This is a genomic window from Marinovum sp. (assembly GCF_034669705.1).
Classification (GTDB): domain Bacteria; phylum Pseudomonadota; class Alphaproteobacteria; order Rhodobacterales; family Rhodobacteraceae; genus Marinovum.
The window spans coordinates 41,115-65,485 of record NZ_JAXMOR010000001.1 but is presented as its reverse complement, the minus strand read 5'-3'; the positions used below and the strand labels follow the sequence as shown (position 1 = coordinate 65,485).

Here is a 24,371-nt window from a genome sequence, read left to right as displayed (position 1 = left end):
GGCGCAATCGCCGCGCCTATTGGAGGAGAACCAAAATCATGAAACTGAAGCATCTCATGGCATCCCTGACCCTTGTCGCCGCGAGCAGCGCGGCACAGGCCGAGACGCGGCTGCTGGTCAACTGCTTTTTCGGGTCCGGTCATCAGGTCTGTACCAACGTGGTACCCGCCTGGATCGAGGACGTCGAGCGCGTCACGGAGGGCCGGGTCACGGCGCGTATCCTGCCAAAATCGGTGGCGCCGCCGCCGGAACAGCTGACCGCGGTCGAAAAAGGGCTGGCGGACGTGGCCATCCAGTTCAATGGCCTGATCCAGAACCGGTTTCCTGGCCCGGCGGTCGCGATGCAGCCTTTCGTCGGCAACTATGATGCCGCGAAGATGAGCGTTGCGCTCTGGGAGACAAACCGCGCGTTCTTTCCTGACGAATTCGACACCGTGCACTTGCTGTCGCAGTTCGTGATCTCGCCCGGCCGCCTCTACAGCCAGACCGACACACCGATCAACTCGATCGAGGAACTGGTGTCCCGCAAGATCTGGGTCCTGCCGGGTCCGCTTGCAGAGATCGCCAAGAGCCTGAGAGCAGGTGTCGTCTCCACCCCGGCGGTGCAGTCCAACGAAATCATCTCGCGCGGCGTGGTTGACGGATTCCTCGGCGTCGACGCGGATGCGCTTCGGTCATTTCAGCTTATGGCCTATGCGACATCTGAAACAAAGTTCGCCGCGCCGATCTATACCACGACCTTTTCGATGTTCGTGAACGAGGACACATGGGCGACGATCTCGCCCGAGGATCAGGCGGCGATCATGGAAGTGAGCGGTGCAAACCTGGCTGCCGCATTCGGCACCGCATGGGATGCTTCGAGCGCCGAGGCCGAGGCGGAATACGGCAATGAGGGTATTGAGGTGGTCGATGCAGACCCGGCTTTCGAAGCCGCGCTGATCGAGGCCTCAGCCTTCGTCACCGAAAAATGGCTCAAAGACGCCAGCGCCGCCGGTATCGACGCTCAGGCGGCGCTCGATTTCTACAAGGCGCAATCGGCCGAGTAAGGGCGGAACACAAAGCGCGCACCGCCATCTTGGAGGTGTCGCGCTTTGACGCCGCTCTGTCTGACGGATGAACTGATGCGGCGGATGCCCCCAACAGCGGCATCTCTTATGCCATGATGGTCCCAGAGGAACCAAGTGGTGGGCACACCAATGATGACTTCGATCAACATGCTGGCGATCGATTTGGCGAAGGGCAGCTTTCAGGTCTGCGCGGTCACAGCGGATGGGACGGTTATATACAATCGGGTATTGTCTCGGGCTCGTCTGACAGCGCTTCTGGCCGAGCACTCGGCTTGCATCGCGGCGATGAAAGCCTGTGCCACATCACATCACTGGGGCCGCGTGGCGCAGAAGCACGGCCACGAGGTCTGGCTCATCCCGGCAGCCTACGTAAAACCGTTCGTGAAGCGTCAGAAGAACGACCGCGCGGATTCAGAAGAACGACCGCGCGGATGCTGAAGCCATCGCGGAGGCAGCCATGCGACCGACCATGCGGTCCGTGGCGGTCAAGAGTGCCGAGACACAGGGTCGTGCGTCGTCTATCGGGCTCGAACCTATGGCGCCCTGATGGACGCCCATTTCGGACGCATCAATGCCTGGTCCGGCAGCGCACGCAGCTCATCAATTCCCTCCGGGGAACCTCGCCGAGTTCGGGCTGGTGGCGCCGAAGGGGCCGGCGAGCCTGAAGATTCTTGAGAACGCACTGGTAGACCAGACCAGCGATCTACCCGATCCGGTTCAGGAGATGGGAGCAATTTACGTTGAACAGATCGCGAGGCTGACAGAGGTGATCAATCGATTGGCGGCCGGGCTGGAAGAGGCATCGAAGACAGATGACGGGTTGCGGCGGCTTTGCACCATTCCCGGGATCGGCCCCGTCACGGCCGGCGCCGTCGCGGCGTTCGCTCCGGATCTCGATACGTTCGACAGCGGGCGCAACTTCGCGGCCTGGCTTGGCCTGGTGCCGCGACAGAGGTCGACGGGTGGCAAGACCATGTTGGGCTCTGTCAGCAGGATGGGGCAGACCGACATCCGCCGATTGCTGATCGTCGTTGCGTCGTGCCGCAGGCACGCCTTCGGCGTGACAGGGCCAAATAGGCAGTTTACGGATAGTCGGGGGCTCTGCCCCCGTCGCCTTTGGCGACTCCCCCGAGGGTATTTGTGAACAGAAGAAGCCCGGGATCAGGCGAGATGGGCCGCGATCTGGCGGTTGTGGGGGGCGTGGCGATGCTCGAAGACATAGAGGCCCTGCCAGGTGCCAAGCCGCAGCCGCCCGGCCTGCACCGGGATCGACAGGCTGACCGGCAACAGCGCCGACTTGATATGGGCCGGCATGTCGTCGGGGCCCTCGTAGGTGTGGGTGAGATAGGACATCGCCGGATCGTCCGCCGGCGGCACCAGGCGGTGAAAAAAGGCGCGCAGGTCGCCCTGTACCTCGGGATCGGCGTTTTCCTGGATCAGCAGGCTGGCCGAGGTGTGGCGGATCAGCAGGGTGAGCAGACCGTCTCGCGGCTCTGAACGCGCGACCCATTGCGCGACCTCGCGGGTGAACTCGTAGAGCCCGGGGCCGCGGGTGGCGATGGTGAAGGTGGTCTGCATCTTGGCCCTGGCCCCCGGTCAGCCGCTGTGGATGACAGCGGTGATAGGCCGCGGCGGGCGGGCTGTCCATGAGCGGGCGCCCCCGGACCCACGCAGTTGTGAGCCGCAAGACCGGCGCCGGGCCGGATTTTCCATGGCCTCCTTTCCGCTGCGCTGTATCGTTGCCCGGCGGGCCGCAGGACAAGGGTTCGCTTTATCAAAAAGGTATACCGATGACCGAGACGTCCCCCCTCCCCCGCATGACCGCGAAGGATTTCGATCAGGAGCTGCTCGATCTCTATGATTTCTACGCCCATGGCCGGATCAGCCGCCGCGAGTTCATCGACCGTGCCGGCAAGTTCGCCGTGGGCAGCGTGACCGCGGTGGCGCTGCTCGACATGCTCAGCCCGAATTACGCGATGGCCGAGCAGGTGCAATTCACCGATCCCGACATCCTGCCGGAATACATCACCTACCCCTCGCCCGAGGGCCACGGCGAGGTGCGCGGTTATCTGGTGCGGCCCACAGGCGTCGAGGGTCCGGTGCCGGCAGTCGTGGTGGTACATGAGAACCGCGGCCTCAACCCCTATATCGAGGATGTGGCGCGGCGGGTGGCCAAGGCGGGCTTCCTTGCGCTGGCGCCCGACGGGCTGAGCTCGGTCGGCGGCTATCCCGGCAATGACGCCGAGGGCCGCGAGCTGCAGCAGACGGTCGATGGCGAGAAGCTGATGAACGACTTCTTTGCCGCCTACGAGTTCCTGGCCGATCATGACGACACCACCGGCAAGGTCGGCTGCGTCGGTTTCTGCTATGGCGGCGGGGTCTGCAACGCCTTGGCGGTGGCCTATCCCGAGCTTGCGGCCTCGGTGCCATTCTACGGCCGCCAGGCCAGCGCCGAGGACGTGCCGCGGATCGAGGCGCCGTTGCTGCTGCAATATGCCGAGCTCGACACCCGCATCAACGAGGGCTGGCCGGCCTATGAGGCAGCGCTGAAGGAGCACGGCAAGACCTATGAGGCGCATATCTACGACGGCGTGAACCATGGCTTCCACAACGACAGCACACCGCGCTATGACGAAGCCGCGGCGGAGCTGGCCTGGGAGCGGACGATCGCGCATTTCGACCGGTATTTGCGCTGACCCCGGCAAAGGGCGCCCCGCGGGACGCCCTTTTTCCTGCCACCGGCCGGCGGGCTCTAGCTGCCGGCCCATTCCAGCTTGGGGGCAAAGCGCGGCCGGGTGAAGGCGAAGTTGTAGAGCTCCTGGTCGCCGGTCAGCCCCGGCACCGCAAAGGTCGGCGAGTAGACCGTCGAGGTCTCCACCACGATCACCCGCTCGTTGTGCAGCAGAGTCGGCAGGTACGCGGTCAGGGTGGTGTTCAGGTCGCGGTTGTGCAGCGGATAGAGCGGCCCGCGGGTCTTGGACCAGTCGCTAAGATAGAGGTTCTCGTGCGCGTTCCAGCGCACCATGGTGACCCGCAACCCGACCTGTGTGTCGGCATGGGTCAGGAAATCCAGCATGCCGTGCAGACCGTCGAGATAGGCATCATCCACCGCATCGGTCTCGCGGGAGAGCGCATCAGAGATGGTATAGGCGGCGTTGATGTTGATCGATTTCTGCCGGTAGGCATCGTAGTAGACATAGGCGCCGGCCAGCATGGTAAAGAGCAGCGGTGTAAAGATGATCAGCTCGAGGCTGGCCCCGCCCCGGGTGTCACTGGCGAACTGCCGCAGTTTCTGCAAGATCGTGGCGATCATGGCGGTTACCTCGGTTCCTGGACGAATGCGGATGTCGAAACGATGGCGGTGAAGCCCTGGGCATCCTTGACAAGACTGCCGCCGAGCCCAGTGGTCGGGAAGATCGGCTCGAACTTGTAGCAGGCGCGCAGCAGCATGATGTCGTTGTCCTCGCCGCTCTGGAAATTGCGCAGCGGGCGCGGATCCTCGGCCGAGTTCTGGCATTCGGCCGCGTCAGGAATGCCGGTGAAGGCGCGCGGATCGACCACCTTCATCTCGAGCCGGAGCGTGGCGATACAATCGGGAATGATGCCGGCCGAGGCGCATATCTTGTCGCGGATCGTCTCGTAGGTGGGCACGAAGCCGGTGGCGAGGCGGATTTCCCGAACCGTGGTGTCAAGCCCGCGCTCCAGCATGGCGTGGCGGATGTTCATCCAGCCCAGTTCGACCATCGCGCCGAGGAACAGGGCGAAGAGCGGCATGATGATCGCGAATTCGATGGTCGAGGCCGCGCCACCTTCGTCGCGGCAGAACCTGGCGGTAACCCTCTTCAGGATACGTCTCATTGGATCAGCCTCAGGTTGTTGATCTGTCGGGCCACCATATCGAAGACATCCGAGATCTCGGCGCCATTGGTGCGGAAGAAGTGGCTGGCGGAGGAGGCACAGTGCTGCATGTCTGCCGCCGCTTCGTCGTTGGTTTCGTAGGCGATGGTGAAAACCACCACACCTTTGGACTTGGCCAGGTCGCATTGCTTGTGCAGGTTGGAGACGTTGGTCGCCTGATCCGAGAAGTTGACGTAGCTCGCCGCTCCCTGGATTTGCAGTTCAACCTCGCCGTTTTCCGACGCCTTGGGATCGGTGGGCCGGAACTGGTCCGTCACCATGCCGTCAGACATCAGGACGATGAACTTCTCGGTCTCGGTGTTCTCCCAGGCAATTGGGCGTCCCTCGAACTTGGGGTCCACGTGACCTTCGTCGATCATGAAGCTCACGGCGTCGCGGGTGGCGGGATCGAGCAGCGCCAAAGCATATTTCATGCCGTACTGCGGGGCGGTGCCATCATGCATCCGCAGATTATCAATGAAGGTCTTCAGCTCGGCCGCGTCGTTCGAGTAGTAGCGGACCGCGGTGTCGTCCTCGGGGCACCAGCCCCAGTCCATCACCGTCTCCTCGATCGGCCAGAACATGAAGTGCGGTACGTTGTCACTCGAGGTGGGCAGCGAGGTATTGTCGAACTCGGCGTCGTAGATCTCGACGCAGGAGGACGTCATGTTGACCTTCTGGTTGGGCGACTTGGTATTGGTGTCAGAGTTGGTGTTGGTGTTGCCCTTCGGCGCGACATAGGACGCTTCCCATCTGGCATGGTTGATGCTGCCGTAGTTGTAGGTCTCGCCGGGGATCTTGCCCTGATTCTTGGTCGGGCCGAGATCGCTTGCGGGACCGTTCTGGTCGCCCTTCACCTGAAAGTACTTGTTCTTCTCGTTGCCGCCCTTGATCGAAGCACCGAGGAACATGTTCGGATCAGAGAGTTCCGCATGGGCATTCATCAGGTAGGCGACATGGCCCTTGAAAAAGTCGTCGGCGTCGCGCGGGGCGCTTTCCGGGAAGCTCTCAATCTTGTGGGCGACATCGTACTGGTCGTCGTTGTCGAGATCGAAGTAGTACACGACGTTTGAGATCGCCTGCGGCCATGGGGAAAATCGGCCACCGGCGGAATCCTCGGGCAAGCCTTCGGCACAGCTCGGATCGGCGGCGCCTGCCTCGGCGTTCTCGGCGTTGTTGTTGCACAGCGAGTTGCCGGGCGCATCCTGGTCGCCGTTGCCCCAGCCGTTGTTCTCCCAGACCTTCGGCCGGCGCCCGTTGAAGTAGTCGAACATTTCCTTGCCGGGGTTCACCTGGCCGGCATAGGGCACGAGGTTGAGCGTGGTGACACCGTTGGTCTCGGAGGTCATCACCTTGTCGACAAAGGCCTTGGCGGCGGGCTTGAGGTTCTCGAGCCGGTTGTTGAGACGCATCGAGCCGGAAATACCGAGCACCAGTGAGATTTCCACGTTTGCGATTTTTTCCTCGGCGGTGCTGGCCGCCGGGGCGCTCAGGGTGTCGATCCCCGCCATCCGCATGAACAGCGTCTGCACACTGGTGGTGCCGGTGGCCGACACCGTGCGATAGTTCAGCCCGTCGTCAACCACCACCGAGGTCAGCGCGCCCGAGACCCCTGCGGTGGAGACGTAATCCAGCGCCACGCCCGAGGGATCGGCCTGCTGGTCGAGATCGGCGGCGGCCAGCACGGCGCGGTCGAGCACGTGTTGCATCTTGGTGCGGATCGCCTCGTAGCGCATCACGTCGATGGCCGCGCCGGTGGTCAGCAGGATCGCGAGGCTCAGATAGACACAGACTATGGTGGCATTGCCGGCCTCGTCCTTGCGGAAGCGGCGGACAAAGCTGGCGGGCCGTATCGCAAATCCTGTCATCACATCAGTCCCTCTCGAAATCAGAGACCGAAGCCTCCGTGCGACGTTTACTTTCGCGTGAGAAATCGTTCCGAGAGGGGGCACAATCTGGGCGAGAATAAGGTTATCTGAGACGAATTGAGGCAAATCCTTCCTGTCCCGCCAGACGACAGGTCGAGAACAATTCTCTTATTTCAATGAGTTAAAGCCTGTTTTGGCGGTCAGCTCCGGTGACCAACCTGCAAGGCCAGCGCAATCCAACCGTTAGCCGGTCCGTTAGTCCGCCGTATTTCGCCGCGGGACAGGCCCGCGGCGACGCCCCGGCCGGGGCTCAGAGACCCTTGGCGCGGTAGCTTGCGGCCACCTTGTTGATTGCCACCAGGTAGGCGGCGGTGCGCAGATCGTCGACGTCGTCGCGCTCGTGCCAGACATCGCGCATCGATTGGTAGGCGATGCGCATGGTGTCATCGAGCCCCGAGCGCACCAGCTCGAGCTCGTCGGCGCCCTTGAGGTACTTGTCCTTGAAATGCGGCGTCATCGACCACTTGTCGCCAAGGTGATCCGACAGCCGCTCAAGCTCCTTGACGATCAGCTCGTGACGCGCCTCTTCCTGGCGGCGCTGCATCCGGCCAAAGCGGATGTGGCTGAGGTTCTTGACCCATTCGAAGTAAGACACGGTGACACCGCCGGCGTTGGCATACATGTCTGGGATGATGACCGTGCCCTTCTTGCGCAGGATATCGTCGGCCCCGGCCGTCACCGGGCCGTTCGCGGCCTCGATGATCAGCGGCGCCTTGATCCGCTCGGCGTTCGACATGTTGATCACGCCCTCAAGCGCGGCGGGGATCAGGATATCGCACTCCTCCTCCAGCACCGCCGCGCCTTCGGCATGGCAGGCCGCGTCGGGATAGCCGGTCACCCCGCCGTGTTTCACGATCCACTCGCGCACATGTTCGATGTCGAGCCCGTCATCGCTGTAGAGCGCGCCGTCGTGTTCGATGATCGCGATCACCTTGCAGCCATCCTCTTCCGACAGGAACTTGGCGGCGTGATAGCCGACGTTGCCAAGGCCCTGAACGATCACCCGCTTGCCGTCGAGCGTGCCGAAGAGCCCGGCCTTGTCGACGCCGGTCCGGTCGCGAAAGAACTCGCGCAGGGCGAATTGCACGCCGCGGCCGGTCGCCTCGATCCGGCCGGCGATACCGCCGGCGTTGAGCGGCTTGCCGGTGACGCAGGCACGGGCGTTGATGTCGGTGGTGTTCATCCGGGCATACTGATCGGCAATCCAGGCCATCTCGCGCTCGGAGGTGCCCATGTCGGGCGCCGGCACGTTCTGCGAGGGGTTGATCAGGTCGCGCTTGGCCAGCTCATAGGCAAAGCGGCGGGTGATCAGCTCGAGCTCATGCTCGTCATATTGCCGCGGATCGATGCAAAGCCCGCCCTTGGAGCCGCCGAACGGCGCCTCGACCAGGGCGCACTTGTAGGTCATCAGCGCCGCCAGCGCCTCGACCTCATCCTGGTTGACGGCGTTGGAATAGCGGATGCCGCCCTTCACCGGCTCCATGTGCTCGGAATGGTTCGACCGGTAGCCGACGAAGGTCTGGATGCGGCCGCGCAGCCGCACCCCGAAACGCACGGTGTAGGTGGCGTTGCAGACGCGGATCTTTTCCTCCAGCCCCGGCGGCAGGTCCATCAGAGAGACCGCGCGGTTGAACATCAGGTCGACGCTTTCGCGAAATGTCGGTTCATTGGCTGGCTGCATTGGTTCCTCCATTGGATCGGGCAGACGAGTCGCCCCTTGGTCTTGCTTTTGGCATGAAGCCTATGACGCTAAGGTTAACCCGTGCGAGCGTTATTTCCGCCCATTCTCCGAGAGTTTTTTTATTGGATGCCGGGGGTTGCACCGGGTCACCGGGCGAGGCATGCTCCGGGAAATCCTTAACTTCGCAATCTCAACCTCATTTCGCTCAAATTGTTTCGAGCGGCCGGACAATGCCGTCAACCACTCGGCACTGGGCCGCCTTCAGACACAAAAACCCCTTGTTTTACAGGCGCTTGCCTTAATTTGGCCGACATCGTCAGGCATAGATGATGCCGCGCGAGGTCTGTCCCGGGCACAGCCGCACCCATCGCCGTTATGGCGTTGGCTTGGATGTCCGGGGCTTCAGTGAGTGAGGATTTGAGAGATGTATAAGGACACCAGAGGTCCGCTGCTTTCCGTTGGGGAAAGAGCGGCCCGTCAGCTTGATCGGTTTCGGCGCGATGACGCCGGCACGATCACAGTTCTTGCCTTGATCATTTTTGTCGGCATCATCGCGATCTGCGGTTTCGGCGTCGACCTGATGATGAACGAGATGAAGCGCGCCAAGCTGCAGGCGACGCTCGATCGCGCCGTGCTGGCCGCCGCCGACCTCGAACAGAATCTCGATCCCGCCGCGGTGGTAGCGGATTACTTCGTCAAATCCGGCCAGGGCGACACGCTCAGCACCACCACCGTGGATGACGGCCTCAACTACCGCGTGGTCTCGGCCACGGCGCATCAGGAAAGCGATCCGCTGTTTCTCGGCGTGCTGGGCATCGACCGCATGGTCGCCCCCGCCGCCGGCGAGGCGATGGAGCGGATGTCCAACGTCGAGATCTCGCTGGTGCTCGACCGCTCCGGCTCGATGGGGTCGAACAACAAGATCCAGAACCTGCGCGCCGCCGCCCGCGAATTTGTCGATACCGTGATCCAGCCCGAGGGCGCGCCCAGCCTGACCACCGTCAACCTGGTCAGCTACAACGCGACCGTCAACCTGGGCTCGGTGGTGTCGCAGTATTTCAACCTGTCGGCCGAGCACACCTATTCCAGCTGTGCGGTCTTCCCCGACAGCGCCTTCGAGACGCTGGGTATCTCGCGCACGGCCGAGCTCGACCGTCTGAGCCACTTCGACCTCTCGGGCACGAGCGAAAACACCACCGAGATCTCCGATCCCTGGTGCCCGGATGACGACTATGGCTCCATCGTGGTGCACAGCGCCGATGCCGATGCGCTCAAAGACGCCATCGACGACCTCGGCGCCAATGGCAACACCGCGATCGACCTCGGCATGAAATGGGGCACCGCCCTGCTCGATCCGAGCACGCAGTCGCTGGTCACCGACATGATCTCCGACGGCAATGCCGACCCGATCGTCGCCGGCCGCCCGACCTCCTATACCGATCCCGATGCGCTCAAGATCATCGTGCTGATGACCGACGGGGCCAACACCACCGAGTACGACCTCAGGCCCCAGTTCCAGACCGGCATGTCCGACATCTACATCGACGACCGCGGCGACAACAACCCGTCGAACGACCGGTTCTCGATCCGCATCGTCGATCTGCCTGGAACCTTGGGCGACGTCTATTACTGGACCCGCTACTCGAGTGGCTCGTTCTGGCAAAGATATCGCAACCGGCCCGACGGCGCTGATGACGACTGGGACGATGATGATGACGATGACGACGGCGACGATGATGACGACGGCGATGATGGCGATGACGGCGACAACGATGACGACGACGAGAGCGTCCGCCGGATGAGCAATGCCGAAACCTTTGCCCGCTGGGGCACCCGCGGCCGCGCCACCAAGTTCTTCCGCACGCCCTACCGTGACGGCCAGCTGGGTTATGGCACCTATGTCGGCAATTATTACGCGTATGAGGGCATCGTCGATGCCGACCACGCCGATGACCGGCTCGAGGCGATCTGCGACGAGGCCAAGAACTCCGGCGTCGTGGTCTTCGCGATCGGCTTCGAGGCGCCTCAGCGCGGGCTTGATGCGATGGAAAACTGCGCCTCCTCGCCGTCGCATTACTTCGACGTCGACGGGGTCGAGATCTCCGACGCCTTCAACTCCATCGCCCGGACCATCACCCAACTGAGGCTGACACAATGACCCATCGCCTGACACTTCACCTGCGCCGGTTTGCCCGCGAAGAGGCGGGCTCGGTCGAGACCGTGGCCTTCGCCCTGTGGATGCCGATGATCGTGATCCTGCTGCTGACCATGCTCGAGGTCGGCGCCTATACCGCCCGCTCGGTGATGCTGGAGCGTGCGGTCGACCAGACCGTCCGGACGATCCGGCTCGAGACCGGCGCGGCGCCGCAGCATGATGCGATCAAGGAGATGATCTGCGAGCGCGCCGTGATCCTGCCCAACTGCAACGCCAACCTGCGGCTGGAAATGGTGCAGCGCGATCCGCGCAGCTGGCTCGACCTGCCGGGCGCACCGGATTGCACCGACAACGCCCTTGAGGTCGCCCCGGTGCGCCAGTTCACCAACGGTCTGACCAACCAGCTGATGGTGCTGCGCGCCTGCGCCAAGATCACCCCGATCTTCCCCACCACCTTTCTGGCCGGCGCGATCGACCGAGACACCGCCGGGGACTATGCGCTGGTCGCGTCCACATCCTTTGTCCAGGAACCGAGGTAATCCGTCATGATCGTTAAAACTTTTGAAAAAACCGCCTCGCAATTGCGACAGTTCCGCACCGAGACCCGCGGCAGCGTCAATGTCGAGGCCATCATCTTCATGCCGTTGCTGATCCTGACCATGGCGGTGACGATGATCTTCTATGACGCCTTCCGCCGCGACAGCCTGGGTGAAAAGGCCGCCTATACGCTGGGCGACATGCTCTCGCGCGAGACCGACTACATCACGCCGGACTATGTCGACAGCGCCATCTCGCTGTTCGGCTTTCTCTCCGAAAGCGAGGACGAGCTCACCGGCATCCGCGTCAGCGTGGTGTCCTTTGACGGGGCGACCCAGAGCTACAACGTCGAATGGAGCGAAGTGCGCGGTGGCCATGCAACGCCAATGACCGAAGCCGAGGTCGCCACCCAGCATGACCAGCTGCCCAACATGGTGAGCGGCGAACAGCTGATCGTGGTCGAGACCTTCATCGATTACGAATGGCCGCTCAACCTCGGCTTCGATGACGGCGTGCTCACCGCGCGGGTCTTTACCCGCCCCAGATTTGCGCCACAACTCGTCTGGCAGGGAAGCTAACCCCCCAACAGGCATGACTGCGAACGAGATGTGGGCAACAGCAGGCCGGGCAGCGATGTCCGGCCTGTCCTGTTGCGCTCAGAGCCCGCCGCGGCGCTCGACCAGTTGCATGTTCATCAGGTCGGCCAGGTATTTCGCATCCGCCGCCGCCGTCACCCCGCCGACGCCGATCCGCCGGCCCATCACCCAGTAAAGCCCGGGCCGCCAGCGCCGCGGCTTTTTGCTGCGGGTGACGATCATGAACCCGTTCGAGGGTTTCATCGCCAGCATGCCGCGTTCGACGGTGACGATATCGTCATAGGCCGCCAGCAGGTGATCCTCGGAATCGTAAAGCCCGTCCTCGCGCAGCTCGAGCCTCAGGGCGGTGGCCTGCAGCATCCGCATCGCCGCCCAGAGAGCGGCCACCGCCATCGCGATCAGCGCCAGCTTCCAGCCCATCTGGTCGAAGTTCTGGGTCAGCGCCAGCCAAAGCAGCAGCACCCCCAGCCCGGTCATCGTCGCGACCCCGAAATACCGCCGCACCGGCGAGGCCGCCAGTTCCGCCACAAGCTCTGCCATGATCCGTTTCCCTCCGCTTTGCCGCCTCATAGCGCGGTTTCGGACCGGGCGCGAGAGGCCATGGCCGGCCGCGCGCCCTGTGCTTTGATGCACAATCTCCCTTCGGGACCCCGGATTGCAGCGCGCAGGTGCACGACCTATCTCTGACGCAAGAGGCAAAAGGAGACATCTCATGTCCTTACGACCCACATTGGAGACCCGCCGCGCCCAGCCCACGATGGAGGGCGCCGGCGTCAAGCTGCACCGTGCCTTCGGCTTTCAGGACCCGAGCGAGCTCGACCCGTTCCTGCTGTTCGACGATTTCCGCGGCGAGACGCCGGGCGATTACAGCGCCGGCTTTCCCTGGCACCCGCACCGCGGCATCGAGACCATTACCTACGTTCTCGGCGGCGCGGTCGAGCATGCCGACAGCCTGGGCAATTCCGGCACGCTTGGGGCCGGCTCGGTGCAATGGATGACCGCCGGCTCGGGGATCCTGCATCAGGAGATGCCCAAGGGCAATGCGCTGGGCCAGATGCACGGGTTTCAGCTCTGGGCCAACCTGCCGTCGTCATTGAAGATGACCGCGCCGCGCTATCAGGACATCCATGCGCCGGATATTCCGGAGGTCGTCGATGACGATGGCACTCGGGTGAAGGTGATCACCGGCGCCTTCTGGGGCAAGCGCGGACCGGTCGACGGCATCGCCGCCGATCCGCAGTACCTCGACGTCTTCGTACCAGCGGGGCGCAAGAAGACCTTCCGGATCGACACCTACCGGCGCGCCTTTGCCTATGTCTTCGAGGGGGCCGGCGCCTTCGCCGATGCCTCGGGGCCTCAGGGCGTATTGCTCGAGAAGGAGGTGGCGGGCCAGGAGGTCAACATCCGTGACATGTCGGGCAATCGCACCCTGATCCGCTTTGGCACCGGTGACGAGGTGACGGTGCAGGCCGGGCCAGAGGGGATCCGCTTCCTGCTGATCTCCGGCGCGCCGATCAACGAGCCGGTAGCGTGGCACGGGCCAATCGTGATGAACACCCGCGAAGAGCTGCAACAGGCCTTTGCCGAGCTGCGGAATGACACTTTCATCAGACCGGCCCATTGACGTGACAGGGCGCCCCTCGCAGGGCGCCCTTTTCTCCAGGGGCTGGCGCACCGCTCCTCGGGCCCTTGCGGCCCCTCTTCGCGATGACGCCCGCAGGGGCGGAAGAGCGCTCGGCTCAGACGCCGAGACACCAGCGCATGATCGCCTTTTGCGCGTGCAGCCGGTTTTCCGCCTCGTCGAAGACCACCGAATGCTTGCCGTCCATGATCTCCGATGTTGCTTCTTCCTCGCGGTGCGCCGGCAGGCAATGCATGAAGAGCGCATCCGGCCGGGCGTGCGCCATCAGCGCCGCGTTCACCTGATAAGGCCGCAGCATGTTGTGGCGCCGCTCTCGCGAGGACTGGCTGTCATGCATCGAGACCCAGGTGTCGGTCACCACCAGATCGGCGTCGGTGACCGCCGCCACCGGGTCCCGCTCGATGGTGACGCTGACGCCCTGCTTGCGGGCATGGCCGATGAACTCCGGCTCGGGATCGAGCTGCGACGGGCCGGTGAACACCATGTCGAACCCGAACTGCCCGGCGGCATGCAGGAAGGAGGCGCAGACGTTGTTGCCGTCGCCTGCCCAGACCACCCGCTTGCCGCGGATCGGGCCTCGGTGTTCCTCGTAGGTCTGGATGTCGGCCATGATCTGGCAGGGGTGGGTGCGGTCGGTGAGCCCGTTGATCACCGGCACATCGGCATAGTCCGCCATCTCGATCAGCACGCTCTCATCGAAGGTGCGGATCATGATCAGATCGACATAGCGCGACAGCACCCTTGCGGTGTCGGCGATGGTCTCGCCGTGGCCCAGCTGCATGTCCTGCCCGGAGAGCACCATGGTCTGCCCGCCCATCTGGCGCACGCCGACGTCAAAGCTCACCCGGGTGCGGGTCGAGGGTTTCTCGAAGATCAGCGCCACCATCTGCCCGGCCAGCGGCTGGTCATCGTCCGGCGTGCCGCGCGGGCGGCCCTGGCGGGCGGATTTCATCGCCTGGGCGTTGTCGATGATCGCCCGCAGGTCGGTGGCGTCGGTCTTGTGGATGTCGAGGAAATGGTTCATGGCGGTTCGCTTTGTCTGGCGGCAGGAGTGGGGGCCAGCCCCCACACCCCCGAGGGTATTTTTGAACAGAAGAAGATCAGGTCGCGTCAAGCGTGGCGGCAGCCCTGTCGAGGCGGAGGGCGGCTTCGGCGATGTCGTCTTCGGTGAGGGTCAGCGGCGGCAGCAGGCGCACCACGTTGTCGGCGGCCGGCACGGTGATGACCTGCGCCGCGTAGCCGGCGGCAACCAGGTCACCGGGGGCCATGCGGCATTTCAGTCCGAGCATCAGGCCCTGGCCGCGCACGCCTTCGAAGACCTTCGGGTGGTCGGCCACCAGCCCCTCGAGCTTTTGCCGCAGCAGCCCGGCCTTGCGGTTGACGCCGTCGAGGAAGGCCGGCGTGCCGACGTGATCCATCACCGCGCAGCCCACCGCGCAGGCCAGCGGGTTGCCGCCATAGGTCGAGCCATGGCTGCCGGCGGTCATCGGGCTTGCGGCCGCCTCGGTGGCCAGCACCGCGCCCAGCGGGAAGCCGCCGCCGATGCCCTTGGCGACCATCATGATATCGGGCGTGACGCCGGCCCATTCATGGGCAAAGAGCCGGCCGGTGCGGCCCATGCCGCATTGCACCTCGTCGAAGATCAGGAGCAGCCCGTGCGCGTCACAGAGCGCGCGCAACCCTTGCAGGAAGGCGTCCGCGGCCGGGCGGATGCCGCCCTCGCCCTGGATCGGCTCGATCAGCACGGCGCCGGTGGACTCGGTGATCGCCGCCTTCACGGCCTCGAGGTCATTCCAGGGCAGATGGGTGAAGCCGGGCATCAGCGGACCGAAGCCTGACGTCATCTTCTCGCTGCCCGAGGCGGCGATGGCGGCGGTGGAGCGGCCGTGGAAGCAGCCCTCGAAGGTGAGGAATCCGGTCTTTTCCGGCTGGCCCTTGGCGTGGTGGTACCTGCGCGCCATCTTGATCGCCAGCTCGGCGCATTCGGTGCCGGAATTGGTGAAGAACACGGTGTCGGCGAAGGTGGCGGCCACCAGTTTTTCGGCCAGTGCCTCCTGCTGCGGGATCTCGTAGAGGTTCGACACATGCCAGAGCGCCTGCGCCTGTTCGCTCAGCGCCTTGACCAGCGCCGGATGCGCATGGCCCATCACGTTGACGGCGATGCCGCTGCCCAGATCGAGAAATCGGCGCCCGTCCGCTTCGGTCAGCCAGCTGCCTTCGCCCTTGGTGAAGTGCAGCTTTGCCCGGTTGTAGGTTGGCAGGACAGGAGGGATCATGGCGTCATCCTTTGCAAGAAGGCCGATTGGTGCCAAGGGCACGCGGTCAAGTCAAGGTTTTGATGGAAAGAAACAGGCAGGCCGGAGCCGCGCGCCGGGGGCACGGGACAGGTGAGATCAGATGTCTCGTCGGATCCAGGGGGCCTGTGTCATGCGTCGTTGTCTAGGGCCGATGCGCGACCCGCGCAAGAGGCTATCGTGCAAAGGGATCGTCCGGATAGCCCACGCCCATCAGGTAGAGCCCCTGCGGCGGACAGACCGGGCCGCAGGCGGCGCGACTCTTTGCTTCGAGCGCGGTCCTGACCTGGTCGGGGTGCCAGGCGCCGGCCCCCACCCTTTCGAGCGTGCCGACGAAGCTGCGCACCTGGTTGTGCAGGAAGGAGCGCGCGGCGAGGCGAAACCGGTACTCGGGGCCGGCGTCGGTCTCGACGCAGGTGATCTCGAGGCTGTCGAGAGTCTTGACCGGCGAGGCCGCCTGGCAGATCGACGAGCGGAAGGTGGTGAAATCATGGTGACCCACCAGATGCGCCGCGCCGGCGCGCATCGCCTCGAGATCGAGCGGGTTGTTGACCCGCCAGACCTGCCCGGCCTCCATGGTTGAGGGCGCGCGGCGCGACAGCAGGCGGAACAGGTAGCGCCGTTCCAGCGCCGAGAAGCGCGCGTGCCAGTCGTCGTCGACCCGCGCGCAGTCGCGGATTGCCACCCGGGCGGGCTTGAGGTGGTGGTTCAGCGCCTCCGACAGGCGGAACGGATCCCAGTCCTTGACCATGTCGCACTGCGCCACCTGACCGCGGGCATGCACCCCGGCATCGGTGCGGCCGGCGGCGGCGATGGTATGCGCGCGCGGCTCCAGACGCGCCAGAGCAGCCTCGATCGCGCCCTGCACCGAAGGCTGGTCGGCCTGTCGCTGCCACCCGGCGAACCCGGTGCCGTCATATTCCACTTTCAGCGCGTATCTGGGCATGGCCGCGCGTCTAGCGCGCGGATCGCGGCAAAACAATCCCCTTCGCGCCACTGGATAAGCGGCGCCGGCGGGCCTATCCTCTGGGACAGTCAGAACGAGGGGACAGGTTTGGTCATCAATTCCTTGGCCGATGGTGTGTTGCGCAGCGTCGAGGCGGTGACCGATACGGTCAGCGGCACGTTCTTCGAACCGGTGATCCGGCTCGGCGTCACCGGGCTGGCGCGGGCCGGCAAGACGGTGTTCATCACGTCGCTGGTAGCCAACCTGATGGACCGGGGCCGGATGCCGGGGCTGGTGGCGGCGGCCGAAGGCCGGTTGCTCACCGCCTATCTGCAGCCGCAGCCCGACAACACCGTGCCGCGGTTCGACTACGAGGCGCATCTGGGCGACCTGACCTCGCGCAGCCCGCATTGGCCCGACAGCACCCGCGCGGTGAGCGAGCTGCGGCTGTCACTCAAGGTGCAGCCGGGCGGGCTGCTCTCGGGCTTTCAGGGGCCGCGGGTGATCCATCTCGACATTGTCGATTATCCCGGCGAATGGCTGCTCGACCTGGCGCTGCTGGACAAGTCCTATGCAGAGTGGTCCGAAGAGGTGATCCAGAGGATCAAGGGGCGGTCGGAAGCGGCTGATTTCCTTGTGCTGTCCGCCCGGACCGACGCGGCGCAACCGGCCGAGGAACCTGTGGCCAAGGCGCTGGCGGCGCGCTTCACCGCCTATCTCAACGCAGCGCGCGACGCGGGATACTACGATTGCACGCCGGGGCGTTTCCTGTTGCCGGGGGACCTCGCCGGCGCGCCGGTGCTGACCTTCGCGCCGCTGGCCAAGCCCGAGGACACCCCGCGCCGGGCGCTCTGGCGCGAGATGGAGCGGCGCTTCGATGCCTACAAACGCGAGGTGGTGAAGCCGTTCTTTCGCGATCATTTCGCCCGGATCGACCGTCAGGTGGTGCTGGTCGATGCGCTTGGCGCAATCCACAAGGGGCCGCAGGCGGTCGAGGACATGCGCCACGCGATGGCTGACATCCTCTCGGCCTTCCGCCCCGGGCGCAACGATTTCCTGACCCGGCTGCTGAGGGGCAAGCGGGTCGAGAAGATCCTCTTTGCCGCCACCAAGGCCGACCACCTGCACCACGTCCAGCACCCGCGGCTGACCGCGATCATGGAGGCGCTGACCCGCGAGGCGCGCGACCGGGCGCGCTTTGCCGGGGCCGAGACCGCCGCCATGTCGATCGCGGCGTTGCGGGCGACCACCGAGCAGACCGTCGATCACAAGGGCCGCAGCCTTGACTGCGTGCGCGGCGCACTGCTCGACACCGGTCGACAGGCGGCGTTCTATCCCGGCGAGTTGCCAGAGGATCCGGGGGCCCTGCTCGGCCCCGCCCGCGAGGGGGCGGCGCGCTGGCTTGACGGCGAATTTCAGGCGATGCGCTTTGCGCCGGCGCCGCTGACGTTGAAACCGGGCGATGGCCCGCCGCACATCCGGCTTGACCGGGCGGCGCAATTCCTGATCGGAGACAAGCTGTGACACTGACCATCAGAGACGCCCGTTCCACCGATGCCGGCAAGATCGCCGCGATCATGACCGAGGCCAATGGCGCCCCACCATGGAAGCCACACCTGCACACCGGCGCGCAGGACGTGGCCCATTGCGGCAAGCTGATCGACCGCGGCTGGGTGCGGGTGGCCGAGGGCGAGGATGGCCGCATCCTCGGTTTCATCGCCCGCGACGGCGAGGAGATCGATGCGCTTTACGTCGCCGCCCCCGAGCGCGGCCATGGGGTGGGCGTGGCGCTGCTCGAGGACGCCAAGGCGGCGGTCAAACGGCTCGAGCTCTGGACCTTCCAGCTCAACACCGGGGCGCAGAAATTCTATGAACGCGAAGGCTTTACCGAGCTCAAGCGGACCGACGGCGCGACCAACCAGGAGAAGCTGCCGGACGTGCGGTATGGCTGGGAGGCCAAACCATGAGCAAGGGCCCGGTCCTGATCGAGCTTGAGGACGACACCCCCTCGCCCGCCGAGGCGCCGCCGGTGCCGGAGCTGGGCGCGCCGACCCCCAAGGGCCAGGCGATGCAGACCGCCGCGGTGCTGGCGGCGCGGCGGCCGTCGCGGCTGGCGCGCTGGTTCTGGGGGCTTCTGGGCGCGGTGATCGGTGCTGCTGTCTCGGTCGCGGCCTGGGATTTTGCCACGGCGCTGATCGCACGACAGCCGCTCTTGGGCTACGCGGTGACGGCGCTGATCGGCGCGCTGCTGCTGGTGATGGGGCTGATTGCGCTCAAGGAGGTCGCGGCCTTTGGCCGGTTGCGGCGGATCGACAAGTTGCGGCTCAAGGCCGACGCGGCGCTGGCCAACCGCGATCTCAAGGCGGCCCGCGCGGTGGCCGCCGAGCTGCTGACGTTCTATGCTGGGCGCGAGGACACCCGCTGGGGCCGCGACAAGCTGCGCGAGGGGATGGAGGATGCCTTTGACGCTGATGCCATGCTGGGCGAGGTCGAGCTCGACCTGCTGGCGCCGCTCGATGCCGCCGCCCGGCGCGAGGTCGAGGCGGCGGCGCGGCAGGTGGCGACGGTGACCGCGGTGGTGCCGCTGGCGCTGGCCGACGTGGTGGCGGCGCTGACCGCCAACCTGCGGATGATCCGCCGCATCGCCGAGATCTACGGCGGCCGCTCGGGCACGCTGGGCAGCTGGCGGCTGACCAAGGCGGTGATGGCGCATATCGTGGCCACCGGCGCGGTGGCGGTGGGCGACGACATGCTCGAGCCGATCCTCGGCGGATCGCTCCTCGGCAAGGTCTCGCGCCGCTTCGGCGAGGGCATGGTCAACGGTGCGCTCACCGCGCGGGTCGGCGTGGCGGCGATGGACGTCTGCCGGCCGGTGCCCTTCCTGCGCAAGCCGCCCTCGGTGCGCGGCATCGTGCAAAGCGCGCTGACCGGGGTGTTCCGGTCTGACCGCTGAGCCCGTGCTTGCGGCAAAACGGGTGCGCTGCTAGGCACGGGCCCGAACCAAGGAAAGGCCCCGCCCCCATGCGTACCTGCATCGTGACCGGTGAATATCACCTGCCCGGCGAGACCTTCATCAACCGCCATATCCAGCACATCTTCGGCGGCGCCGCGGCAGTGGTCTGCGGCCGTTACCACGGTGCGAACCCCTATGACGTGGCGTGGTTCAACCGTCGGGGCCGCGACACCGGGTTGGGCGACAGGCTCCTGATGCCCTTTGCGGTCGGCGCCAACCGGCTGCGCCACGGCACCGGGCGGCTGCCCTTCGGGCGCGCCAAGGCCAAGTTGAAAGCGTTCCTCTCAGAGCACCGCATCGAGGTGATCCTCGCCGAGTTCGGCACCCAGGCGCTGGCCATGGCACCGCTGGCCAACGAGATGGGGATCCCCTGCTTTTCCTACTTCCGCGGCACCGATGCCTCGAAGGCGCTGAACCAGGGCAATATCCCCGCAGCCTACGCCAAGATGATGCCGCGGCTGGCCGGGGTGTTCTCGGTCTCGCAATTCCTGCTCGACAACCTGGCAACGCGCGGCGTGACCCATCCGAATGCGCATGTGATCCCGTCCGGCGTGAATGTGCGGCTGTTTCAACCGGGCGAGAAACGTCCGCGCTCCTGTCTCGCCGTCGGCCGTATGGTCGAGAAGAAGGCGCCGCTGGTGACGCTCAGGGCCTTTCTGAGCGCGACCGAGGGAATGGCGGACGCGCATCTCGATGTCATCGGCGACGGCCCGCTCCTCGCGCCCGCACGGGCGCTCGTCGCCGATGCGGCGGCCGAGGCCAAGGTCACCTTCCACGGGGCGCAGCCACATGAGATGGTGCGCGAGAAACTGGCGACCACCGAATTCTTCCTGCAGCACTCGATCACCGCGGCCAACGGCAACACCGAGGGGCTGCCGACCGCGATCCAGGAGGCGATGGCCTGCGGCTGCCTCACCGTCTCGACCCGCCATGCCGGCATCCCAGAGGCGGTCGACGAGGGCCGCACCGGCTGGCTGGTCGACGAACATGACGAGACCGGCTTTGCCGCAGCGATCCGCAGCGCCATGGCCACCGAAGGCCGCGCCGTCATGGCCGCCGCGGCGCGTCAGGTGGCCGAGACGCGCTTTGACAATCAGGCGCTGCTCGAAAAGCTCGAGCGGGTCATCCGGCAGACCGTGTCATCCGCGCCGCCGCATGCGCCGCCCGCTCGAGCGCCGGGTAGCGCGCCAGCAGGCTGAGGCCGCGGGCGGCGAAGGAGACGTGCAGCGCCAGCCAGAGCCCGTGGTTGGCCAGCACCGGCGTCAGCAGCCAGACCGCCGCCAGGTAGCAGCCCACCGCCAGCACCATCATGTTGCGCATGTCGGCCGAGCGGGTGGCGCCGATGAAGATGCCGTCGAGCATGGTCAGACCGATCTGCATCACCGGCGCGGCAATCATCCAAGGCAGGAACTCGCGCGCCAGCCCCCGCACCTCTGGCGCCTTGGTCAGCAGGTCGATCAGCGCCGGCCCCGCCAGCCAGAACACCAGCGACAGCACCGCCGCGGTGATCGTCGCCCAGAGCGTGGTCAGCAGCGCCGCGCGCCGCACCCGGTCGACCACGCCGGCACCAAAGGCCTGGCCCACCAGCGCCTCGGCGGCAAAGGCGAACCCGTCGAGCGCATAGCCGGTCACGTAGAGGAATTGCAGCAGCACCTGGTTGGCGGCCAGCGTGGCATCGCCGAACCGGCCGCCGAACAGCAGGAAGCTGACGAAGACCGCCTGCAACAGCGCCGAACGGATCATGATGTCGGCATTGACCGCCGCCATCCGCTTGAGCCGCACCCGGTCAAAGACCCGGGACCAGTCGCGCCACGACGGATGGCGAAAGGCCGCGCGGCACATCCAGAGCCCCATCGCCAGCCCGCTCCATTCAGCCAGGAAACTGGCCAGCGCCACGCCGCTGACGCCCCAGCCGAAGCCCAGCACGAAGACCACGTCGAGCGCCATGTTGGCACCGTTCATCCACAGCTGCAGACCCAGCAGCGCCCGCGTGCGTTCTTGCGCGATCAGCCAGCCCGAGATGCCGTAGATGGCGATGGCGGCCGGTGCCGACCAGATGCGGATCTGCATGTAGTCGCGGGCCATGCCCTCGACCTCCGGCGAGGCCGGCGAGACGGCAAAGGCGGCCGGGTAGAGCAGCGGCTGCAACAGGATGAACATCACCCCGCCGGCCAGCCCGATCATCAGCGATCGGGTCAGCAGGGCGGCCACCTCGGCGTGGTTGCCCTGCCCCGCGGCCTGCGCGGTCAGACCGGTGGTGCCCATCCGCAGGAAGCCGAAGATCCAGTAGACCGCCGAGAGGATGATCGCACCGACGCCAACGGCGGCGATCGGTTCGGCCTCGGGGATCTGGCCCACCACGCCGGTGTCGACCACCCCGATCAACGGCGTGGTCATCGCCGCCAGCATGATCGGCAGCGAGATTGCCAGCACCCGTCGGTGGGTCAGCGGCAGCCGCTCAGTCACGCGACGGCATCAGGAAATGCCCGGTCGCCTGGGCGTGAGGCTTGGCGCGGTTGTCCTGCCAGGCCTCGGCGTGGACGCTGGCATAGCGCCGCCCCGAGCGGGTCACCCTCGCGCGGGCATAGCTGTCGCGCGGCAGGCCGGAGCGCAGGTAGTCGACGGTGAAATCGATCGTCTTGGGCAGGCGCGGCAGCGCGCCGGCCTCCATCTGGTCGGGCGAGAGCGCCCCGCTCTCCATGTCTTCCCAGATGAACGACCACGACAGCCCGACAATCGCCGTCACCTCGAGAAAGGCCGCCGTCACCCCGCCATGCAGCGCCGGCAGCATCGGGTTGCCGATCAGCTTGTCGTCATAGGCCAGCAGCGCGGTCAGCTCGTCGCCGCGGCGGTCGAAGGTGATGCCGAGGTATTGCGCATAGGGAATGCCCCCGGCGAGGGCGCGCAGGGCGGCGTCGCGGCGGTGCTTGACCTGTTGCAGGGGTTCGCGGCGGTTCTGGGGCATGGGGATGGCCTCTGGATCAGGGCATTGCGGGGGGCTGGGGCAGCGCGGGGGGGCGCTCAGCCGGTCTCGACGGTAAAGGTGCCGGTGGCAGTGGCCACCGGCCGGTCGAAATCCTCGTCGAAGGTGGTGGCACGAACAAAGGCCACCGAGCGGGTGACGTGATAGCACTCGGCCCGCGCGGTGATCGTCTGGCCCGGTGTCGCGGCGCGCATGTAGTCGATCCTGAGGTCGATCGTGGCGGTGGCGCCGCCCACCTGCGGATGGCTCATCACCGCGGTGCCGCAGCAGGTGTCCATCAGCGCCGAGACCGCGCCGCCATGGATCACCCCGGTCTTGGGATCGCCAACGAAACGGCTGTCATATCCCATGGTGATCTCGGCCTTGCCGTCGCCCATGTCGGTGATCTCCATGCCAAGTTCGCGCGAATGCGGGATCTGGCCCATGAACTGCCGGGCAAAGGATGTCTTGTCGGTCGCCATCAGTCTTCCCCTGTCTGTCGCCGGTTTATGCACCTCACCGCGCGCCGGTTGCAAGCGGCCCGCGGTCATTGCACCCGATCTGCTTTGTGCCTAATCTTGCGCCAGATCGCCCGCGGTCCGGAGCGGCATCCGCCTTGGGGGGCGGTGTTTCGGGAGGCGGCAGAACAGCAAAGCAACCGGGGGAATGCGGCATGAGCGAAACACGGCTCGGCTTCAAGGAGATGTGTGCGAAGTTCGATGTCACACCACGGACCTTGCGGTACTACGAGTATATCGAACTGCTTTCGCCAGAGCGCGAAGGCCGGTCACGGTTTTACGGCCCGCGCGAGATCGCGCGGATGGAACTGGTCATGCGCGGCCGGCGTTTCGGTTTCTCGCTCGAGGAATTGCGCCAATGGCTGATGATCTATGACCACGAAGGCACCCGGGCGCAGATGCAGGTTTTCCTCGACATGGCCGACCGGCAGATGGTGGCGCTCAGCGAGCAGAAAGAGCAGCTCGAGGCCGCCATGCGCGAGCTCGGTGCCCTGTGCCAGGAGACGAAAGACATCCTGGCCAAGGACGAAAACCAGGCCTGACGGAACTTTCAAAGCGATTAGAAAGTTGCGTTGACCCAGGGTGACGCGCAGTGATCTTACGTCATCTTCAAACTGACGTAGCGTTTGAGTTACGTCACCCAAATTTCCCATTGTAGGCAGAGGGTGCGAACTGCAACTGCACCCAGGTCAGCAATGATCAACAGGTGTACCCATGAACGAACAAACCATGACGATCCGCGAGATGTGCGATGAATTCGACGTCACTCCGAGAACGCTGCGCTTCTATGAAGCCAAGGAACTTCTGTTCCCTGCGCGCGATGGCCAGAAGCGTCTGTTTTCCCGCCGCGACCGGGCTCGTCTCAAGCTCATCCTGCGCGGCAAGCGCTTCGGCTTCTCGCTCGAGGAAATCCGCCAGCTTCTCGACCTCTACGATATCGGCGACCAGCAGCAGACCCAGCTGCGCCAGACCTACGATCTTGCCAGCAAGCGGCTGGCCGACATGGAGCGCCAACGCGCCGAGATGGATGCCAATATCAAGGACCTCAAGGACCAGCTGAAATGGGGCGAGAAAATGATCGCCTCGATGTCCGCCCACAAGAAGGCCGCAGAATAGCGGTCATGTAACACCCCCC

Annotated in this window: 26 protein-coding genes; 14 read left to right on the top strand and 12 right to left on the bottom strand. The window is 65.3% G+C overall.

Annotated features, from left to right (window positions below; genetic code table 11):
• The first annotated feature begins 38 nt into the window (after window positions 1–38).
• From VOI27_RS00310 to VOI27_RS00300, 3 genes are all read left to right on the top strand, one after another.
• Window positions 39–1,046 (top strand): hypothetical protein, encoded by a 1,008-nt coding sequence (locus tag VOI27_RS00310; protein ID WP_323763281.1) that lies wholly within the window; start codon window positions 39–41, stop codon window positions 1,044–1,046.
• 150 nt (window positions 1,047–1,196) lie between these two features.
• Window positions 1,197–1,505 (top strand): IS110 family transposase, encoded by a 309-nt coding sequence (locus VOI27_RS00305; protein WP_323763280.1) that lies wholly within the window; start codon window positions 1,197–1,199, stop codon window positions 1,503–1,505.
• Between the two features lie 133 nt (window positions 1,506–1,638).
• Entirely contained in the window at window positions 1,639–2,211 is a 573-nt protein-coding gene (locus VOI27_RS00300; RefSeq protein WP_323763279.1) for a transposase, read from the top strand.
• A 17-nt stretch (window positions 2,212–2,228) separates the two neighbouring features.
• Here VOI27_RS00300 and VOI27_RS00295 read toward each other — a convergent pair whose 3' ends face one another.
• The gene (locus tag VOI27_RS00295) at window positions 2,229–2,645 is read right to left on the bottom strand and encodes a secondary thiamine-phosphate synthase enzyme YjbQ (RefSeq protein ID WP_323763278.1); all 417 of its coding nucleotides are present in this window, start codon (window positions 2,643–2,645) and stop codon (window positions 2,229–2,231) included.
• A gap of 212 nt (window positions 2,646–2,857) precedes the next feature.
• Between VOI27_RS00295 and yghX the strand changes: the two genes are divergently transcribed.
• Window positions 2,858–3,763 carry a YghX family hydrolase gene (gene yghX / locus VOI27_RS00290; RefSeq protein ID WP_323763277.1) on the top strand — a complete coding sequence of 302 codons (906 nt, stop codon included), beginning with the start codon at window positions 2,858–2,860 and terminating at the stop codon, window positions 3,761–3,763.
• A gap of 56 nt (window positions 3,764–3,819) precedes the next feature.
• Here the strand turns inward: yghX and VOI27_RS00285 are convergent, their stop codons facing one another.
• From VOI27_RS00285 to VOI27_RS00270, 4 genes are all read right to left on the bottom strand, one after another.
• A complete protein-coding gene (locus VOI27_RS00285; RefSeq protein ID WP_323763276.1) occupies window positions 3,820–4,380 on the bottom strand; it encodes a hypothetical protein in 561 nt (186 codons plus the stop codon).
• A gap of 5 nt (window positions 4,381–4,385) precedes the next feature.
• Complete coding sequence (locus VOI27_RS00280) at window positions 4,386–4,925, bottom strand: TadE/TadG family type IV pilus assembly protein (RefSeq protein ID WP_323763275.1); 540 nt, start codon at window positions 4,923–4,925, stop codon at window positions 4,386–4,388.
• Window positions 4,922–6,832 (bottom strand): TadE/TadG family type IV pilus assembly protein, encoded by a 1,911-nt coding sequence (locus VOI27_RS00275; RefSeq protein WP_323763274.1) that lies wholly within the window; start codon window positions 6,830–6,832, stop codon window positions 4,922–4,924. Before VOI27_RS00275 ends, VOI27_RS00280 begins: the two co-directional genes overlap by 4 nt.
• A gap of 310 nt (window positions 6,833–7,142) precedes the next feature.
• Entirely contained in the window at window positions 7,143–8,573 is a 1,431-nt protein-coding gene (locus VOI27_RS00270; RefSeq protein ID WP_323763273.1) for a Glu/Leu/Phe/Val dehydrogenase, read from the bottom strand.
• A gap of 424 nt (window positions 8,574–8,997) precedes the next feature.
• Here VOI27_RS00270 and VOI27_RS00265 point away from each other — a divergent pair, with 424 nt between their 5' ends.
• Genes VOI27_RS00265 through VOI27_RS00255 form a run of 3 tightly spaced genes read left to right on the top strand, consistent with a single transcriptional unit; the run spans window position 8,998 to window position 11,843 of the window.
• On the top strand, window positions 8,998–10,731 hold the full coding sequence (locus VOI27_RS00265) for a pilus assembly protein TadG-related protein (RefSeq protein WP_323763272.1): 1,734 nt from the start codon (window positions 8,998–9,000) through the stop codon (window positions 10,729–10,731).
• Complete coding sequence (locus VOI27_RS00260) at window positions 10,728–11,267, top strand: pilus assembly protein (RefSeq protein WP_323763271.1); 540 nt, start codon at window positions 10,728–10,730, stop codon at window positions 11,265–11,267. The genes VOI27_RS00265 and VOI27_RS00260 overlap by 4 nt, the downstream gene beginning before the upstream one ends.
• A 6-nt stretch (window positions 11,268–11,273) precedes the next feature.
• Complete coding sequence (locus tag VOI27_RS00255) at window positions 11,274–11,843, top strand: hypothetical protein (RefSeq protein WP_323763270.1); 570 nt, start codon at window positions 11,274–11,276, stop codon at window positions 11,841–11,843.
• A gap of 78 nt (window positions 11,844–11,921) precedes the next feature.
• Here VOI27_RS00255 and VOI27_RS00250 read toward each other — a convergent pair whose 3' ends face one another.
• Window positions 11,922–12,401 carry a hypothetical protein gene (locus VOI27_RS00250; protein ID WP_323763269.1) on the bottom strand — a complete coding sequence of 160 codons (480 nt, stop codon included), beginning with the start codon at window positions 12,399–12,401 and terminating at the stop codon, window positions 11,922–11,924.
• 172 nt (window positions 12,402–12,573) lie between these two features.
• Between VOI27_RS00250 and VOI27_RS00245 the strand changes: the two genes are divergently transcribed.
• A complete protein-coding gene (locus VOI27_RS00245) occupies window positions 12,574–13,485 on the top strand; it encodes a pirin family protein (protein ID WP_323763267.1) in 912 nt (303 codons plus the stop codon).
• A 115-nt stretch (window positions 13,486–13,600) separates the two neighbouring features.
• Here the strand turns inward: VOI27_RS00245 and argF are convergent, their stop codons facing one another.
• From argF to truA, 3 genes are all read right to left on the bottom strand, one after another.
• Entirely contained in the window at window positions 13,601–14,527 is a 927-nt protein-coding gene (gene argF, locus VOI27_RS00240; RefSeq protein WP_323763266.1) for an ornithine carbamoyltransferase, read from the bottom strand.
• A 76-nt stretch (window positions 14,528–14,603) separates the two neighbouring features.
• A complete protein-coding gene (locus VOI27_RS00235; RefSeq protein ID WP_323763265.1) occupies window positions 14,604–15,779 on the bottom strand; it encodes an aspartate aminotransferase family protein in 1,176 nt (391 codons plus the stop codon).
• A 193-nt stretch (window positions 15,780–15,972) separates the two neighbouring features.
• Window positions 15,973–16,743, bottom strand: coding sequence for a tRNA pseudouridine(38-40) synthase TruA (gene truA / locus VOI27_RS00230; protein ID WP_323763264.1), 771 nt, complete (start codon window positions 16,741–16,743; stop codon window positions 15,973–15,975).
• A 108-nt stretch (window positions 16,744–16,851) separates the two neighbouring features.
• Between truA and VOI27_RS00225 the strand changes: the two genes are divergently transcribed.
• The 4 genes from VOI27_RS00225 to VOI27_RS00210 all read left to right on the top strand — a co-directional run bounded on the left by VOI27_RS00225 (window position 16,852) and on the right by VOI27_RS00210 (window position 20,955).
• On the top strand, window positions 16,852–18,267 hold the full coding sequence (locus VOI27_RS00225; protein WP_323763263.1) for a YcjX family protein: 1,416 nt from the start codon (window positions 16,852–16,854) through the stop codon (window positions 18,265–18,267).
• A complete protein-coding gene (locus VOI27_RS00220) occupies window positions 18,264–18,710 on the top strand; it encodes a GNAT family N-acetyltransferase (RefSeq protein WP_323763262.1) in 447 nt (148 codons plus the stop codon). The genes VOI27_RS00225 and VOI27_RS00220 overlap by 4 nt, the downstream gene beginning before the upstream one ends.
• Window positions 18,707–19,696 (top strand): TIGR01620 family protein, encoded by a 990-nt coding sequence (locus tag VOI27_RS00215; protein WP_323763261.1) that lies wholly within the window; start codon window positions 18,707–18,709, stop codon window positions 19,694–19,696. Before VOI27_RS00220 ends, VOI27_RS00215 begins: the two co-directional genes overlap by 4 nt.
• Window positions 19,697–19,764: 68 nt before the next feature.
• The gene (locus VOI27_RS00210) at window positions 19,765–20,955 is read left to right on the top strand and encodes a glycosyltransferase (protein WP_323763260.1); all 1,191 of its coding nucleotides are present in this window, start codon (window positions 19,765–19,767) and stop codon (window positions 20,953–20,955) included.
• Here VOI27_RS00210 and VOI27_RS00205 read toward each other — a convergent pair.
• Genes VOI27_RS00205 through VOI27_RS00195 form a run of 3 tightly spaced genes read right to left on the bottom strand, consistent with a single transcriptional unit; the run spans window position 20,879 to window position 23,200 of the window.
• Window positions 20,879–22,165, bottom strand: coding sequence for an MATE family efflux transporter (locus VOI27_RS00205; RefSeq protein ID WP_323763489.1), 1,287 nt, complete (start codon window positions 22,163–22,165; stop codon window positions 20,879–20,881). The two genes, VOI27_RS00210 and VOI27_RS00205, sit on opposite strands and share 77 nt — an antisense overlap.
• A 49-nt stretch (window positions 22,166–22,214) precedes the next feature.
• Window positions 22,215–22,721 carry a PaaI family thioesterase gene (locus VOI27_RS00200; RefSeq protein ID WP_323763259.1) on the bottom strand — a complete coding sequence of 169 codons (507 nt, stop codon included), beginning with the start codon at window positions 22,719–22,721 and terminating at the stop codon, window positions 22,215–22,217.
• A gap of 56 nt (window positions 22,722–22,777) precedes the next feature.
• Window positions 22,778–23,200, bottom strand: a complete 423-nt coding sequence (locus VOI27_RS00195) for a PaaI family thioesterase (protein WP_323763258.1) — start codon at window positions 23,198–23,200, stop codon at window positions 22,778–22,780.
• 191 nt (window positions 23,201–23,391) lie between these two features.
• Here VOI27_RS00195 and VOI27_RS00190 point away from each other — a divergent pair, with 191 nt between their 5' ends.
• Both VOI27_RS00190 and VOI27_RS00185 read left to right on the top strand, forming a co-directional pair.
• Window positions 23,392–23,778 (top strand): MerR family DNA-binding transcriptional regulator, encoded by a 387-nt coding sequence (locus VOI27_RS00190; RefSeq protein WP_323763257.1) that lies wholly within the window; start codon window positions 23,392–23,394, stop codon window positions 23,776–23,778.
• Window positions 23,779–23,950: 172 nt separating this feature from the next.
• The gene (locus VOI27_RS00185) at window positions 23,951–24,352 is read left to right on the top strand and encodes a MerR family DNA-binding transcriptional regulator (RefSeq protein ID WP_323763256.1); all 402 of its coding nucleotides are present in this window, start codon (window positions 23,951–23,953) and stop codon (window positions 24,350–24,352) included.
• The last annotated feature ends 19 nt before the right edge of the window (window positions 24,353–24,371 follow it).